Origin of the sequence: Pseudomonas vranovensis, assembly GCF_040438935.1 — a bacterium.
Taxonomy (GTDB): Bacteria; Pseudomonadota; Gammaproteobacteria; order Pseudomonadales; family Pseudomonadaceae; genus Aquipseudomonas; species Aquipseudomonas vranovensis.
This window is the reverse complement of record NZ_CP159259.1, coordinates 564,807-579,288: the sequence shown is the minus strand read 5'-3', so window position 1 is coordinate 579,288 and position 14,482 is coordinate 564,807. Positions and strand designations below refer to the sequence as shown.

15 protein-coding genes and 1 pseudogene are annotated in these 14,482 nt (G+C 62.4%); 9 read left to right on the top strand and 7 right to left on the bottom strand.

From position 1 onward, the window contains the following. Nucleotides 1-43 precede the first annotated feature (43 nt). The 4 genes and pseudogenes from rlmD to ABVN19_RS02665 all read right to left on the bottom strand — a co-directional run bounded on the left by rlmD (nucleotide 44) and on the right by ABVN19_RS02665 (nucleotide 4,472). Nucleotides 44-1,401: pseudogene (gene rlmD / locus ABVN19_RS02680) on the bottom strand (23S rRNA (uracil(1939)-C(5))-methyltransferase RlmD). Continuing rightward, nucleotides 1,401-2,303 carry a cysteine synthase CysM gene (gene cysM, locus ABVN19_RS02675; protein ID WP_028943573.1) on the bottom strand — a complete coding sequence of 301 codons (903 nt, stop codon included), beginning with the start codon at nucleotides 2,301-2,303 and terminating at the stop codon, nucleotides 1,401-1,403. The pseudogene rlmD and the gene cysM overlap by 1 nt, the downstream one beginning before the upstream one ends. A 35-nt stretch (nucleotides 2,304-2,338) precedes the next feature. Continuing rightward, a complete protein-coding gene (locus tag ABVN19_RS02670) occupies nucleotides 2,339-3,772 on the bottom strand; it encodes a sensor histidine kinase (RefSeq protein WP_084167955.1) in 1,434 nt (477 codons plus the stop codon). Further along, entirely contained in the window at nucleotides 3,759-4,472 is a 714-nt protein-coding gene (locus ABVN19_RS02665; protein ID WP_028943572.1) for a response regulator transcription factor, read from the bottom strand. Before ABVN19_RS02665 ends, ABVN19_RS02670 begins: the two co-directional genes overlap by 14 nt. A 217-nt stretch (nucleotides 4,473-4,689) precedes the next feature. Between ABVN19_RS02665 and ABVN19_RS02660 the strand changes: the two genes are divergently transcribed. From ABVN19_RS02660 to ABVN19_RS02645, 4 genes are all read left to right on the top strand, one after another. Then, nucleotides 4,690-7,440, top strand: a complete 2,751-nt coding sequence (locus ABVN19_RS02660; RefSeq protein WP_105641693.1) for a response regulator — start codon at nucleotides 4,690-4,692, stop codon at nucleotides 7,438-7,440. A gap of 76 nt (nucleotides 7,441-7,516) precedes the next feature. Further along, nucleotides 7,517-8,506 (top strand): 2-hydroxyacid dehydrogenase, encoded by a 990-nt coding sequence (locus ABVN19_RS02655; protein WP_028943571.1) that lies wholly within the window; start codon nucleotides 7,517-7,519, stop codon nucleotides 8,504-8,506. A 31-nt stretch (nucleotides 8,507-8,537) separates the two neighbouring features. Beyond that, nucleotides 8,538-8,975: a hypothetical protein gene (locus tag ABVN19_RS02650; protein ID WP_028943570.1), complete on the top strand. Its 438-nt coding sequence runs from the start codon at nucleotides 8,538-8,540 to the stop codon at nucleotides 8,973-8,975. Between the two features lie 20 nt (nucleotides 8,976-8,995). Next, entirely contained in the window at nucleotides 8,996-9,376 is a 381-nt protein-coding gene (locus tag ABVN19_RS02645; RefSeq protein WP_105641755.1) for an META domain-containing protein, read from the top strand. Between the two features lie 75 nt (nucleotides 9,377-9,451). On the opposite strand, the gene ABVN19_RS02640 is transcribed toward ABVN19_RS02645, so the two are convergent. Continuing rightward, nucleotides 9,452-9,916 (bottom strand): TlpA disulfide reductase family protein, encoded by a 465-nt coding sequence (locus tag ABVN19_RS02640; RefSeq protein WP_028943568.1) that lies wholly within the window; start codon nucleotides 9,914-9,916, stop codon nucleotides 9,452-9,454. A gap of 86 nt (nucleotides 9,917-10,002) precedes the next feature. Here ABVN19_RS02640 and arsC point away from each other — a divergent pair, with 86 nt between their 5' ends. Genes arsC through ABVN19_RS02625 form a run of 3 tightly spaced genes read left to right on the top strand, consistent with a single transcriptional unit; the run spans nucleotide 10,003 to nucleotide 11,361 of the window. Next, nucleotides 10,003-10,356, top strand: coding sequence for an arsenate reductase (glutaredoxin) (arsC, locus tag ABVN19_RS02635; protein WP_028943567.1), 354 nt, complete (start codon nucleotides 10,003-10,005; stop codon nucleotides 10,354-10,356). Beyond that, entirely contained in the window at nucleotides 10,353-10,958 is a 606-nt protein-coding gene (gene wrbA, locus ABVN19_RS02630; protein WP_105641692.1) for an NAD(P)H:quinone oxidoreductase, read from the top strand. The genes arsC and wrbA overlap by 4 nt, the downstream gene beginning before the upstream one ends. Continuing rightward, a complete protein-coding gene (locus tag ABVN19_RS02625) occupies nucleotides 10,951-11,361 on the top strand; it encodes a DUF2069 domain-containing protein (RefSeq protein ID WP_028943565.1) in 411 nt (136 codons plus the stop codon). The genes wrbA and ABVN19_RS02625 overlap by 8 nt, the downstream gene beginning before the upstream one ends. A 63-nt stretch (nucleotides 11,362-11,424) precedes the next feature. Here the strand turns inward: ABVN19_RS02625 and ABVN19_RS02620 are convergent, their stop codons facing one another. Together ABVN19_RS02620 and ttcA are read right to left on the bottom strand one after the other, a co-directional pair. Continuing rightward, entirely contained in the window at nucleotides 11,425-12,096 is a 672-nt protein-coding gene (locus ABVN19_RS02620; protein WP_028943564.1) for a DNA-3-methyladenine glycosylase I, read from the bottom strand. 5 nt (nucleotides 12,097-12,101) lie between these two features. After that, a complete protein-coding gene (gene ttcA / locus ABVN19_RS02615) occupies nucleotides 12,102-12,926 on the bottom strand; it encodes a tRNA 2-thiocytidine(32) synthetase TtcA (RefSeq protein WP_028943563.1) in 825 nt (274 codons plus the stop codon). Between the two features lie 271 nt (nucleotides 12,927-13,197). Here ttcA and ABVN19_RS02610 point away from each other — a divergent pair, with 271 nt between their 5' ends. After that, nucleotides 13,198-13,797, top strand: a complete 600-nt coding sequence (locus tag ABVN19_RS02610; protein WP_028943562.1) for a Yip1 family protein — start codon at nucleotides 13,198-13,200, stop codon at nucleotides 13,795-13,797. A 146-nt stretch (nucleotides 13,798-13,943) separates the two neighbouring features. Further along, nucleotides 13,944-14,438 carry a SprT family zinc-dependent metalloprotease gene (locus tag ABVN19_RS02605; RefSeq protein ID WP_028943561.1) on the top strand — a complete coding sequence of 165 codons (495 nt, stop codon included), beginning with the start codon at nucleotides 13,944-13,946 and terminating at the stop codon, nucleotides 14,436-14,438. The last annotated feature ends 44 nt before the right edge of the window (nucleotides 14,439-14,482 follow it).

Sequence of the window (14,482 nt, the reverse complement as noted above, 5' to 3'; positions counted from 1 at the left end):
CCCCTGCCGGACCCAAGGTGCAGCGCCGAACGCGCCAGCCTTGCTAGCCCGCTTCGAATAACGCCATGGCTTCGACATGCGCCGTCTGAGGAAACATGTCGAGAATCCCGGCACATTTTAACCGGTACCCCTGCCTGACCAGCTCAAGCGTGTCACGGGCCAAGGTCGCCGGGTTGCACGATACATACACCAGACGTTTCGCCCCAAGGTCTGAGATTTTTCTCACAACCTCGTAGGCACCGTCTCGGGGTGGGTCCAAGAGTACCGCAGAAAAGCCTCCAGCGGCCCAGCCAGAGGCAGACAAAGGCTGCGATAAATCGGCCTGAAAAAATCGGGTGTTATGCAAATTGTTGCTCCGAGCATTGGCCTCTGCTCGCTCCACCATTGCCTGCACACCTTCGACCGCCACGACTTCACGCGCCTGGCGGGCCAGCGGCAGGGCAAAGTTGCCCAGGCCACAGAACAGGTCCAGTACGCGCTCATCCGCTTGCGGCGCCAACCAGGCCAGTGCCTGCTCGATCATTGCCGTATTGACCACAGCGTTGACCTGAGCGAAGTCGCCCGGCCGGTAAGCCAGCTCCAGGTCCCACGGTGCCAGGGCGAAACCCAGGGTCTGACCGGCATCGACCGGGGAAGGTTCACCGTCACCCTGCAGCCACAGCTGCACCTCTGCCTCGTTGCAAAATGCCTGCAGGCGGGCCAGGTCGCCCTCGCCCAACGGGCCGGTATGACGCAACAGCAAAGCCACCGCCGTGCCACTGAACAACTCGACATGACCGACCACCTGCGGCTTGCTCAAGCTCTGCAGAAGCATAGGCAGGTGACGCATGATCGATTGCAAGGGTTGTACCAGTACCGGGCAATCATCAATGGCGACGATGTCCTGGCTGGCTTCGGCACGGAAACCGACATCGAGTTTCTTTGCCTTGGCATCCCAGCGCACGGCCACCCGGGCACGACGCCGGTAGCCAAACTCCGGGCCGCTCAGCGGCGTCGCCCACCGTTCGGGCACGACCCCGGCAACCCGCTGCAGCTGTTCTGCCAGCAGTCGCTGCTTGAGGGCCAGTTGATCAACATGGGGCAGGTGCTGAAGATTGCAGCCGCCGCAACGGTCAAAATGCTTGCAGGGCGCTTCGCGGCGATCCGGGCTTGCCGTGAAGACCCGCTCCAGGCGCGCTTCAACGACCTTGCCATGGGCATTGAGCACACGTGCCTCGACCTCTTCCCCGGCCAGCGCACCGCTGACGAACCAAGTGCGTCCTTCGAGAAAGGCAATGCCACGGCCGTCACCGGCCAGGCGCTCGATACGCAGGCGCTGCTTCTTGCCGGTAGGCACTTGGGGAGTGCGGCTGCCGCCGGCGGCTGAAAGCGCAGGCCGCTGTTGCGTTTACTTTTGGACATCAGTTCGCCGCGTCAAAAATGCCGGTCGACAGGTAACGGTCGCCACGGTCGCAAATGATCGCCACGATGACGGCGTTTTCCAGCTCGTGGGACAGGCGCAACATCGCCGCCACTGCACCACCGGAGGACACGCCGCAGAAAATGCCTTCTTCTCGGGCCAGGCGACGCGTGGTTTCTTCGGCTTCGCTCTGCGCCATGTCGACCACGCGATCAACGCGATCGGCCTGGTAGATCTTGGGCAGGTATTCCTCGGGCCAGCGACGGATACCCGGAATCGCCGAGCCTTCCATTGGCTGCAAGCCTACGATCTGCACGGCCGGGTTCTGCTCCTTGAGGTAGCGCGAGCAGCCCATGATGGTGCCAGTGGTACCCATGGAACTGACGAAATGGGTAATGGTGCCCTGGGTCTGGCGCCAGATCTCGGGGCCGGTGCTCACATAGTGGGCTTCAGGATTGTCGCCATTGCCGAACTGGTCGAGCACCAGGCCACGACCTTCAGCCTGCAGCCGATCAGCCAAGTCGCGAGCACCTTCCATACCTTCTTCCTTGCTGACCAGGATCAGCTCGGCGCCATAGGCGGTCATCGCAGCCTTGCGCTCGGCACTGGAGTTGTCGGGCATGATCAGGATCATCTTGTAACCCTTGATCGCCGCCGCCATGGCCAGGGCGATCCCGGTGTTGCCCGAGGTCGCTTCGATCAGGGTGTCGCCCGGTTTGATCTGCCCGCGCAACTCAGCGTGGGTGATCATCGACAACGCCGGCCGGTCCTTGACCGAACCTGCCGGGTTGTTGCCTTCAAGCTTGAGCAGGAGGGTGTTACTGGTCTGGCCGGCAATGCGTTGCAGGCGGACCAGAGGCGTGTTGCCGACGCAATCGGCGATGGTTGGGTACTGCAAGGTCATGGCGTAGTTCGCAATCCAGACTGCGGGGGCGCCTATCATACCGGCAAACCGGTTTTGCCCATATCACGCAATGTGTTGGTGTTATAGCTCCCAGCTATAAGCTGCGGGAATGGCGATGCGACGGGCAAAAGGATATTCAAGCGCAGCCCCTGCCCGTTGTTCTGTGCCCAGAGCCGCCCCCCCTGGCGCACGACAGCGTTGCGGGCAATGCTCAAGCCCAGGCCAAAACCACCATCTCCAGGACGCGAGCCATCAAGCCGGGTGAACGGCGCAAAGATCCGCTCGAGGTCCGCCTCGGCTACCCCGCCGCCCTGGTCTTCAAGCCATAGCAGCCAGTGATCGCCCTGGCGCCGACCGTCCAGGCGGATCACCCCGTTGGCCGGTGAATGGCGAATGGCATTGCGCAAAATGTTCTCGAACGCCTGGGCCAGGCTGTTGAGATTGCCCTGTACCCAGCAGGACGCATCCAGCGCGCAATGCAATTGCCCGGCGGGCCAGGTACTTTCAAAACACGCATCCTCGGCCAGCATTTCCCACAGGGCCTGGACCTGGATCGGTTCCTTGCTCGGCGGTGCCCGCTCGGTATCGAGCCAGGCCAGTTGCAGGGCGTCCTCGACCAGGCGCTGCATGCAGTCGACCTCGCGGCCCAGACGTTCACGCAGTTGTTCGGCATCAGCCTCCCCTTCGCAGGCCACCCGCAGTCGGCTCAGGGGTGTGCGCAGTTCATGGGAAAGATCGCGCAGCAGTTGTTGCTGAAGCGCCACCGTCCCTTGCAGGCGCTCGGCCATGTCATCGAATGCCCGGCCCAGTTCGCCCAGCTCGTCATTACGGCTGGTGGTGCTGCTGGCCACCCGCGCCGAAAGCTGATCGGCGCGCCAGGCTTTGGCCTGCTCGCGCAACTGGATAAGCGGCATGATCAGCATGCGGTACAAGCCCACGCACAGCAGCAGGGTGAACAGCCCGGGAATGATGCCGTTGGTCATGATCTGCCAGAACAACCGGTACTGCCCGGGAAGCAAGCGCTGCGGCAACTCGATGACCAGCAGCCCCTGCTCCGGGTGCTCTACAAAAGGCAGGCGCATCCAGGGCAAGCCGGTCACCCGTCGACTCACGGGCCAATCGATACCGCGCAGAAAGGTCATTTTGCGGCTTTGATCAGGCGTCAAGGGCGTACTGCTCAACGATTGCAGGTCAGGCCCGACCACTGCCATCCAGATCGACTCCCTGGCGGCCATGGTCGCCAGCCAATCATCGACCCCTTGTCGCCCACCCCGCTTCCAGGCCTGCTCGGCCTCGGCGGCATAGGTGGCAAGCGTGCCCCGGGCTTCATCGGAGAGAAAGGCGTTCTGGGTCTCCATGTGTCGGCCCCAGGTCCAGCTCAGGCCGATCATCAACAGGCAGAAACCGACCAGCAAAATCGCCAGTTTCCAAAACAGCGAATGACGATTGGGCACCTTAGCTGACCTCACTGGCGCTGAGCACGTAGCCCTTGCCCCAGACGGTACGCACCTCACGTTCCTGGTAGCCGATGGCCTTGAGTTTGCGGCGGATCTGACTGACATGCATATCCAGGCTGCGGTCATGACGGGCATATCCGCGCTGCAGGACCTGCTGATAAAGGAAGGGTTTGCTCAATACTTCTTCATGACTGCGGTGCAGGATGTCGAGCAACCGGAACTCGCTCAAGGTCAGCCCGGCCCACTGCCCGGCGCAACACACGTCACAGGCATGCTCGTCGAACTGCAGCTCGCCGCTGCCTGAGCTGATGGGTTGTTGATGTCGGCGCTCGAGCGCCACGCGCCGCAGGATCGCTTCAATCCGCACCTTGAGCTCCGCCATGCTGAAGGGCTTGGGCAAATAGTCGTCAGCACCACGCTGGAATCCGGTGATGCGGTCTGCTTCGGCACCCAGGGCAGACATCAGGATCACCGGTATCGAGGTGCTTTCGCGCAGTTTTGCCAGCACATCCAGGCCATTCAGGCCGGGCAGCAGGATGTCCATCAGCACCACGTCAAAACGCGACTCGCGGGCAACATCCAGGCCCTCGCGACCGTTCTTGCACCAGGTGACCGAGAAGCCGCCACGCTGCAGTTCTTCGTGCAAATAAGCCCCCAGGACCGGATCGTCCTCGATGGCAAGAATGTTGGAAGCATTAATAGCGGGATTCATTGGCGGGTGCTAGCAATTCTCAATCACGCGATTATTGGGTAATTGCTCCCGCCAGGCAACCTGTAACTGCTCGTGTATACGCCACCTGGGCACCCAACTACGTCAAAAGTAGATACAAATGAGTGCATTGCACTGAAAGGCGCGGTACTTTTCCGACTTGGTCTGTCAGCTACGCCTGACGGGGCCCTACAGCAACTGCCGGGCACAGGAGAGTCGCGTGCTGAATCGTTTGGGAATCCGAAGCCGCGTGCTGCTGCTTGCCTTGTTACCCGCCAGCCTGATGGCGTTGGTACTGGGCAGCTATTTCACCTGGCTGCAGCAAAGCGAGCTGCAAACCCAACTGCTGCAACGCGGCAAGATGATCGCCGAACACCTGGCGCCGCTGGTAGCCCCGGCGCTGGCTCGCCACGCCCCTGCGCAACTGGAACACATTGCCGCCCAGGCCCTGGAGCAGACTGACGTACGTGCCGTGGCCTTTCTCGACCCGGACCGCAACCCCCTCGCCCACGCCGGCCCCACCATGCTCAACCAGGCACCGGCCGGAGGCGGCACGCAATTGCTGCAGCGCAGCGGTAATGACGCGACCCGTTACCTGTTGCCGGTGTTCGGTTACCACCGCGACCTGGCTGGCGAACATGTTCCAAACGAGGCCGACAAACTGCTGGGCTGGGTGGAAATCGAACTGTCCCACGATGGCACGCTGCTGCGCGGCTACCGCAGCCTGTTCACCACCCTCCTGCTGATCTTTTTCGGGTTGGTCGCCACCACACTGCTGGCCATGCGCATGTGCCGCACGATCAACGGCCCGATTGGCCAGATCAAACATGCCGTGACCCAACTCAAGGAGGGCAACCTGGAAGAACGCTTGCCACCCATGGGCAGCTACGAACTCGACGAGCTGGCTGCGGGTATCAACCGCATGGCCGAAACCCTGCACAATGCCCATGAAGAGCTGCAACACAGCATCGACCAGGCCACCGAGGACGTACGCCAGAACCTGGAAACCATCGAGATCCAGAACATCGAGCTGGACATGGCGCGCAAGGAGGCCCTTGAGGCCAGCCGGATCAAGTCCGAGTTCCTCGCCAACATGAGCCACGAGATCCGTACACCGCTCAATGGCATCCTCGGCTTTACCCACCTGCTGCAAAAAAGCGACCTGACCCCACGCCAGCTCGACTACCTTGGCACCATCGAAAAGTCCGCCGGCAGCCTGCTGGGGATCATCAACGAGATCCTCGACTTCTCCAAGATCGAGGCCGGCAAGCTGGTGCTCGACAGCATTCCGTTCAACCTGCGCGACCTGATCCAGGACACCTTGACCATCCTGGCCCCCGCCGCCCACGCCAAGCAACTGGAGCTGGTCAGCCTGGTGTACCGCGATACGCCGCTGTCGCTGGTCGGCGACCCGCTGCGGCTGAAGCAGATCCTGACCAACCTGATCAGCAATGCCATCAAGTTCACCCGCGAAGGCACCATCGTTGCCCGGGCCATGCTTGAAGAAGAACAGGATGACAGCGTGCAATTGCGCATCAGCGTCCAGGACACCGGCATCGGCCTGTCCAGCCAGGATGTACGGGCGCTGTTCCAGGCCTTCAGCCAGGCGGACAATTCGCTGTCGCGCCAGCCTGGCGGCACAGGCCTGGGGCTGGTGATTTCCAAGCGCCTGATCGAGCAGATGGGCGGGGAAATCGGGGTCGACAGCACCCCGGGGGAAGGTTCGCAGTTCTGGATCAGCCTGCGCCTGCCCAAGGCCCGCGACGACGCCGAAGACATGCCGCTGCAACCGCTGCTCGAACGCCGGGTGGCCATAGTCGATGCGCACGAACTGGCCCGCCAGGCGCTGGCGCATCAACTGGAGGACTGCGGCTTGAACGTCAGCACCTTCATTTCCATCGACCCGCTGCTGCACGCCGTGGCCAATGCGCGCATGGCCGGACAACCCTTCACCCTGGCCGTCCTGGGGGTGAACCTGGACAGCGTGTCGCCAGAGCGACTCGGCCAGTACATCGCTCAGCTGGAGCGCCTGGATTGCCAGGCACTGGTGCTCTGCCCGACCACCGAACAGGCGCTCTACCACCCTTACTTGCCCAACGCCCACAGCCAGTTGCAGGCCAAGCCAGCTTGTACGCGCAAGGTGCGTCGGGCCCTGGTGGAACTGGTCCAGCCGCGGCGCAGCCACGAGATCAAAGTCAGCACCAATCAACCCTTGCCCAAAGTACTGTGCGTGGACGACAACCCCGCCAACCTGCTGCTGGTGCAAACACTGCTCGAAGACCTGGGTGCCGAGGTGCTGGCGGTCGACAGCGGCTACGCCGCAGTACAAGCGGTGCAGGACGAACGCTTCGACCTGGTGCTGATGGATGTACAGATGCCTGGCATGGACGGTCGCGAATGCACCGAACAGATCCGCCAGTGGGAAACCAGCCAGAGCGGGCCACCCTTGCCCATCGTCGCCCTCACCGCCCACGCGATGGCCAATGAAAAGCGAGCGTTGTTGCACAGTGGCATGGACGACTACCTGACCAAGCCGATCAGTGAGCGCCAACTGGCCCAGGTGGTGCTCAAATGGACGGGGCAAACCCTGGGGGCGATGCACCATGAGCGCCTGCAGGAACGCATCCCCGACAGCAGCGAACTGAAGGTTCTGGATCCGGAAGAAGGCTTGCGCCTGGCTGCTGGCAAGCCGGACCTGGCCGCCGACATGCTGGCCATGCTGCTGGCGTCGCTGGAGGCTGACCGCGAGGCGATTCGCGCAGCACGTGAGGCCGCAGACCGCAACGGTATGATCGAGCGCGTTCATCGGCTCAATGGCGCCTCGCGCTACTGCGGGGTGCCACAACTGCGAGCCGCCTGCCAGCGCAGCGAAACCTTGCTCAAGCAAGACGACCCGGAAGCGCTGCGCGCCCTGGATGAACTGGACCGGGCCATTACCCGCCTCACCGCCCAGGCACGCCTGAGCGCTTGATCCCTGGCTGATCTGAGGCAAGGCGATGGTCTTGCCCGGTGGTTAGACTCTCCGCCAACCGACTCAGGATGACCCCATGCGCGTATTGTTTTTCAGCAGCCAGTCCTATGACCAGGACAGCTTCACCCAGGCCCCGGCAGCGGATGGTCTTGAACTGCACTTTCAACCGGCACGCCTGACCGAAGACACCGCAGCCTTGGCCAACGGCCACGAAGTGGTCTGCGCCTTTATCAATGACGATCTCGGCGCCCCGGTGCTGGAGCGCCTGGTTGCCGGCGGTACCCGCCTGATCGCCCTGCGCTCGGCCGGTTTCAACCATGTCGACCTGACAGCGGCCAAGCACCTTGGCCTTGCTGTGGTGCGGGTGCCAGCCTACTCCCCGCATGCAGTAGCCGAACACGCGGTGGCGCTGATCCTGGCCCTCAATCGACGCTTGCACCGGGCCTACAATCGCACCCGCGAAGGCAACTTCAGCCTGCACGGCCTGACCGGTTTCGACTTGCACGGCAAAACCGTCGGCGTGGTCGGCACCGGTCAGATCGGCGCTGCCTTTGCCCGCATCATGGCCGGATTCGGCTGTCAGTTGCTGGCCTACGACCCCTTCCCCAACCCCGAGTTGCTGGCCCTGGGAGCACGTTACCTGGAGTTGCCGGAACTGCTGCGCCAGGCACAGATCATCAGCCTGCACTGCCCGCTGACCGAGCAGACCCGCCACCTGATCAACCCGCAAAGCCTGGCCGACCTGCAACCGGGCGCCATGCTGATCAACACCGGTCGCGGCGCACTGATCGACACCCCGGCATTGATCGAGGCCTTGAAAGACGGTCAATTGGGCTACCTGGGCCTGGATGTCTACGAAGAAGAAGCCCAGCTGTTTTTCGAGGACCGCTCCGACCAGCCGCTGCAAGACGACGTGCTCGCGCGCCTGTTGACCTTCCCCAACGTGATCGTCACCGCCCACCAGGCGTTTCTTACCCGCGAGGCGCTGGCAGCGATCGCCGCAACGACGCTGGAGAACATTACCCGCTGGGCGGCAGGCAATGCGCAAAACTTGGTCGAGGGTTGATGCTAGGATACGCGGCAGATTTGGAGGACCCATGGTCGAACACGATTTCCGCTACACCCTGTTTAATCCGCAACACACCCTGATCGAATGCCGCGCCCTGGTGCCGGGTCGCTATCAAGTGACCGGCAACGGCGGCTCGATCAAGAAGAGCGACGTCCTGCTGGTGACCCTCAAGGGCAGCAAGGATCTGTCCATGCGCCTGACCGTCGAAACCGTCCGCCACCTGATCAACCCGACCGGTCAATGGGTCGCGGTGGCCAGCGGGCCGGTGTTCGGCGAACTGGCGATCCACCAGTGGCAAGTCAACTGCGACAACTGCCAGGCCAGCCTGGACTTCGAGTTTGCCGTGGACGCCAAGCTCGGTAAAAAAGCCCAGCAACCAGCCGCCAGCGCGCGTATCGCCGAGCTGGGCTGGATCAGCCGTGGCGACAAGCACCTGTGCCCGACATGCAAGGAGTCTGCCCAGTGAAAACCCTGCTGCTCTGCGCCATGGTCGGCACGGCCCTGCTGGGCTGCGCCGCTGAGCCGATGAAGCTGGAACAGGAACGCAGCTACTTGCTGGAGTGGATTGGCGAACGTCCGCTGATGGACTACAGCCACCTGACCCTGACGCTTGCAGCGGATGGGCGTGCCTACGGCAATGGCGGCTGCAATCACTGGTTCGCGCCTTACCAGCTTGACGGTGACAAGCTCACCTTCGGCAAGGTTGGCAGCACCCGCAAACTCTGTGCGCCGGCACTGATGGAGCAGGAAAAGCGCTTCTTGCAGGCGCTGGAGACCGTGCAGCGCTGGGACATCTCGCCGATCGAACAGGTGCGGTTCTGGCCTGCCGAGGGCAAGCCGTTGCGGTTTTGGCCTGAAGAAGGCTGAAGCCTTCGCGGGGCAAGCCCGCTCCCACCGGAAACCGCAGTGGGAACCGGCTTGCCCCGCGAAAAAAGCCGCCCATCAAGCCCCTTTGAGCGCCTTGATCTTCTCGGTCAGCCCTTCAAGCGTCTGCTCGCCCATCAACTGCTCACGCACCTTGCCCTTGTCGTCGATGATGTAGGTCACCGGCAACGCTTCGCTACGTGGCAGTTCATAACGCTCGGCCGGGTCCTCGGCCAGCACGGTGAAGCCGATGCCCAGGGCCTCAGTGGCCTTTTTCAGTTCCTCTCCCTGCAAGCCGTCGAAGTTCACCCCGAGCACCGTCACGCCCTGGGCCCGCCACTGCTTGGCAGCGGCGTTGAGTTCCGGGATTTCGGTACGGCACGGGCCACACCATTCAGCCCAGTAATTGAGCACCAGCCAGTGCCCGTCGATCTGCTCGGCTTTTACAGTCTGTCCGTTCTGGTCCAGGCCATAATCTGCACCGCATCCACCGAGCAACAGGCTCGCGGTGATGGCCAGTGCTGCTGCCAAACGCCTTGTCATGGGTCAATCCTTCTCGAAGATTCAAGCAAAATGCGAAGTCGCTGCGGTTAGAATAGCCGCCACACCCTGCTGGATGCGACCCGAACATGACCGACCTGACCCTCTATCACAATCCGCGCTGCTCCAAATCCCGTGGCGCGCTGGAGTTGCTCGAAGCCCGCGGCCTGGCCCCGACCGTGGTCCGCTACCTGGAAACGCCACCAAGCGCCGCCGAACTCAAGGCCCTGCTCGGCAAGCTGGGCATCGGTGCGCGCCAGCTGCTGCGCAGCGGCGAAGATGAGTACAAGGAACTGAACCTGGCCGATACCAGCCTGAGCGAAGCGCAGTTGATCGACGCCATGGCCACGTACCCCAAACTGATCGAGCGCCCGATCCTGATCGCCGGCGACAAAGCCGTGATTGGCAGGCCACCAGAGAAGGTGCTGGAGATCCTGCCGTGAGTGCGCCCTACATCCTGATCCTGTTCTACAGCCGCCACGGCTCTACCAGCGAAATGGCCCGGCAGATTGCCCGTGGCGTCGAGATGGCCGGCCTGGAAGCACGCATCCGCACGGTTCCGGCGATCTCCGCCGAGTGTGAAGCGGTCGCCCCCGACATCCCGGACACCGGCGCGCTCTACGCCTCCCTGGACGACCTGCGCCACTGCTCGGGCCTGGCCCTGGGCAGCCCGACACGCTTTGGCAACATGGCTGCTCCGCTGAAGTACTTCATCGACGGTACCAGCAGCCTGTGGCTCAGTGGCGGCCTGGTCGGCAAGCCGGCGGCTGTGTTCACCTCCACCGCCAGCCTGCACGGCGGCCAGGAATCGACCCTGCTGTCGATGCTGCTGCCGCTGATGCACCACGGCATGCTGATCATGGGCCTGCCCTACAGCGAGTCGGCGCTGCTCGAAACCCGCGGCGGCGGCACCCCGTATGGCGCCAGCCACCACGCCGGGGCCGATGGCAAACGTGACCTGGACGCCGATGAAATCGCCTTGTGCCGTGCCCTTGGCCAACGCCTGGCCACCACCGCCAAACTGCAGGAGAACGGCCGTGGCTAAAAAGCCCAAGGTTCTGCCCTCGATCGAGTGGCTGGCACCGCGCCTGCGCCTGAGTCGGGCGCTGAGCCTGGCCAGCTTTTTCGGCCTGATCGCCCTGCTGACCCTCAACAACCTGCTGTTTGCCGACCTGCATGGTGCGCGCACCGGTGTGATCCTTGCGGTCGAGTTGGTGCCACTGGCGCTGCTGCTGCCAGGGATTTTGCTGGGCAACGCGCGCGCACACGCCTGGACCTGCTTCGTGGTCAACCTGTACTTCATCAAGGGCGTACTGGCCGCATTCGACCCGGCACGAGCAGTATTCGGCTGGCTGGAAGTGGCGATCAGCCTGGCGCTGTTTGTCAGTGCCCTGCTGTATGTGCGCTGGCGGTTCCAGTATGACCGACGGTTGGCGGGGGAAGGTTGAGCTTCGCGGCGCAAGCCCGCTCCTACAGGTCTTGTGGGAGCGGGCTTGCCCCGCGATGGCGTATCAATGATTGACCGTATGCGCCAGCATCACCGACAACTGACACAACGGCCTCCCACTTTCGGCATGCCACTGGTTGAATGCTGCCTGCACCTGGGCCAGGTCACGCTGGCTGGTCGGCGGTTTGTCGATGATGTCCTGGGCAATCAGCGCCGCAGCCATGTCATTGGTGGGGATGAAGGTGTCCTTGCCAACCATGCGCAAGAAGCGTGGCGCTGACAGCCCGCCCATCTGGTTGCCATGCTTGGCCAGGTACTTCCACAGCCCGACGATATCGTTCACCGGCCAGTCGGCGATGAACGCGCCGAAACTGCCGTGCGCCTTCTCGACGTCCAGGATCATCTGCGCATTGCGCGGCACGCTCTTGAGCTTGCCCAGGTGGCGGATGATCCGCGTGTCCTGCATCAGCCGCTCCAGATGTTCGGCGCCCATCAGTACCACTTTGTGCGGATCGAACCCAAAGAACACCTGTTCGAAGGCCGGCCACTTGGCGTCCACCAGGCTGTGCTTGAGCCCGGCGCGAAACACCCGCAAGGCCAGGGTGGAGAGGTAGCGGTCGGCACTGATGGCGCGCAACTGCTCCGGCGTTTTCGCCTGGGGCAGGTGCGCTTCGAGCGCGGCAGCCGAACCGAAGCGGTTCAGGCAGTACTCATGCAGCCATTGGTAATCACGCATGCCAGTCAGATGTTCAGCACGTCAAGAAAACGTGCAGGCGCCGTCTCGTCGATCTTCAGGTTGACGAAGTCGAACAGGTTGCGGTCAGCCAGCTGCGACGGCACGACGTTCTGCAGGCCACGGAAGATGCTCTCGGTACGGCCCGGGGTCTTGCGCTCCCACTCCACCAGCATGTCCTTGACCACCTGGCGCTGCAGGTTTTCCTGAGAGCCACAGAGGTTGCATGGGATGATCGGGAATTCCTTCATGTCCGAGTAGGCCTGGATGTCCTTCTCGCTGCAGTAGGCCAGCGGGCGGATCACGACGTTTCGGCCGTCATCGGCACGCAGTTTGGGCGGCATGGCCTTGAGGGTGCCGTTGAAGAACATGTTGAGGAAGAAGGTTTCGACGATGTCGTCGCGGTGGTGCCCCAGGGCCATCTTGGTCGCGCCGATCTCGTCGGCGAAGGTGTACAGGGTGCCACGGCGCAGGCGCGAGCACAGCGAACACGTGGTCTTGCCCTCCGGGATCAGCTCCTTGACCACCGAGTAGGTGTCTTTCTCGACGATGTGGTACTGCACGCCCAACGACTCCAGGTACGCCGGCAGCACGTGCTCGGGGAAGCCCGGTTGCTTCTGGTCCATGTTCACCGCGACGATCTCGAACTTGATCGGCGCCACTTTCTGCAGGTGCAGCAGAACATCGAGCATGGTGTAGCTGTCTTTGCCGCCAGACAGGCAGACCATGACCTTGTCACCGTCTTCGATCATGTTGAAGTCGGTAATGGCTTCGCCGGCGAGACGACGCAGGCGTTTTTGCAGTTTGTTCTGGTTGACCGAAAGGGTGCCCATAGCGCTTGAAATCCGCGAGGTGTGACAAAAGCGGCATATTTTACGCACAAACTGACGGCAGGCGTAGGCCAATCCGATAAAGACTGCAAGGTGATTAGCCGAGCGCCTGACAGCGCGATTTGCTCTAAAAAGCCGGCTTTGAGCGGCGAACTCCTTCCTATACTGCGACATAAGGCCACATCAAAGGTGACCTCGATCCTCTGGCCCCCAACCCTTGGGGTCGCAAGCGCTCCGCTGGGGGGCGATGGCAACAACGAAAGGAGTGACTGGCATGATCCATCACGTTGTTGGGCTATTTACCCATCCTGATCAGGAATGGAAGGAGATTCGTGGCGAGGAAGAAAGCATCAGCCACATGTACCTGACCCACACCCTGATACTGGCGGCAATCCCGGCGGTATCAGCGTTCATCGGTACAACCCAGGTCGGCTGGGTCATCGGCGAGCGCGCCCCGGTCATGTTGACCCAGGAAAGCGCGCTATGGATGACCATCATGTCGTACCTGGCCATGCTCGGTGGCGTCGCGGTCATGGGCGCGTTCATTCACTGGATGGCTCGAACCTACGATGCCAATCCGAGCCTCGCCCGCTGCATCGCATTTGCCACCTATACCGCAACGCCGCTGTTTATCGGCGGCCTCGCGGCACTGTACCCACACCTGTGGCTGGGGATGGTCGTCGGCACGGCAGCCGTGTGCTACACGGTGTACCTGCTCTATGTCGGACTGCCGACCTTCATGAACATCCCTTCGGACGAAGGGTTCCTGTTCTCAAGCTCGGTACTGGCAGTCGGCCTGGTGGTGTTGGTCGCCATCATGGCCTTCACTGTGATCATCTGGGGACTGGGCGTGGGGCCCGTCTATACCAACTAGAAGCCCTTATTAGAAATTAGAAAGCAGCAACATAGGCGCAGTAACCTTCAGGCCGCCGCAAGGCGGCCTGATGCTGTGCGCTGACAGGTGGCTCGGCAGCGCTGCATGGGTTGCGGCATAATTGCCGGCCAGGAGTGTTCCCCGATATGCCCGAACTGCTCAAATTCCGCGTCGAAACCTGTTATCAACAAGCCGAAATTTTCTTCAAACGCCCCTTCGCACGCCCTGAAGTCAGCTTCAAGCTGCGCGGCCAGAAGGCCGGCGTGGCCCACCTGCATGAAAACCTGCTGCGCTTCAACCTGCAGCTGTACCGCGAGAACAGCGAAGATTTTCTCAAGCAGACCGTGGCCCACGAAGTAGCCCACCTGGTCGCCCACCAACTGTTCGGCGACCGCATTCAGCCCCATGGCGAGGAATGGCAGTTGATCATGCGCGGGGTCTATGAGCTGCCGCCCAATCGCTGCCACAACTATGAAGTGAAACGCCGCACGGTGACGCGCTACATCTATCGCTGCCCGTGCCCCGAAAGCGATTTCCCCTTCTCGGCCCAGCGCCACAGCCTGGTGCGCCAGGGCCGCCGGTACCTGTGCCGACGGTGTCGGCAGACATTGGTATACAGCGGCGAAATGCGTGTGGAGTAGCCGCTGCCGACAGGCTGCGATCGACGGCGCAGCGGGCTACACAG

Bases quoted from the DNA above. Each gene is read 5' to 3' on its own strand.
- arsC (WP_028943567.1), top strand. From the start codon at position 10,003: ATGACCGACCTGACCCTCTATCACAATCCGCGCTGCTCCAAATCCCGT.
- ABVN19_RS02610 (WP_028943562.1), top strand. From the start codon at position 13,198: ATGATCCATCACGTTGTTGGGCTATTTACCCATCCTGATCAGGAATGG.
- ABVN19_RS02605 (WP_028943561.1), top strand. From the start codon at position 13,944: ATGCCCGAACTGCTCAAATTCCGCGTCGAAACCTGTTATCAACAAGCC.
- ABVN19_RS02620 (WP_028943564.1), bottom strand. From the start codon at position 12,096: ATGCGTGATTACCAATGGCTGCATGAGTACTGCCTGAACCGCTTCGGT.
- ABVN19_RS02655 (WP_028943571.1), top strand. From the start codon at position 7,517: ATGCGCGTATTGTTTTTCAGCAGCCAGTCCTATGACCAGGACAGCTTC.
- ABVN19_RS02665 (WP_028943572.1), bottom strand. From the start codon at position 4,472: ATGAATCCCGCTATTAATGCTTCCAACATTCTTGCCATCGAGGACGAT.
- ABVN19_RS02650 (WP_028943570.1), top strand. From the start codon at position 8,538: ATGGTCGAACACGATTTCCGCTACACCCTGTTTAATCCGCAACACACC.
- cysM (WP_028943573.1), bottom strand. From the start codon at position 2,303: ATGACCTTGCAGTACCCAACCATCGCCGATTGCGTCGGCAACACGCCT.
- ttcA (WP_028943563.1), bottom strand. From the start codon at position 12,926: ATGGGCACCCTTTCGGTCAACCAGAACAAACTGCAAAAACGCCTGCGT.
- ABVN19_RS02645 (WP_105641755.1), top strand. From the start codon at position 8,996: ATGGTCGGCACGGCCCTGCTGGGCTGCGCCGCTGAGCCGATGAAGCTG.
- ABVN19_RS02640 (WP_028943568.1), bottom strand. From the start codon at position 9,916: ATGACAAGGCGTTTGGCAGCAGCACTGGCCATCACCGCGAGCCTGTTG.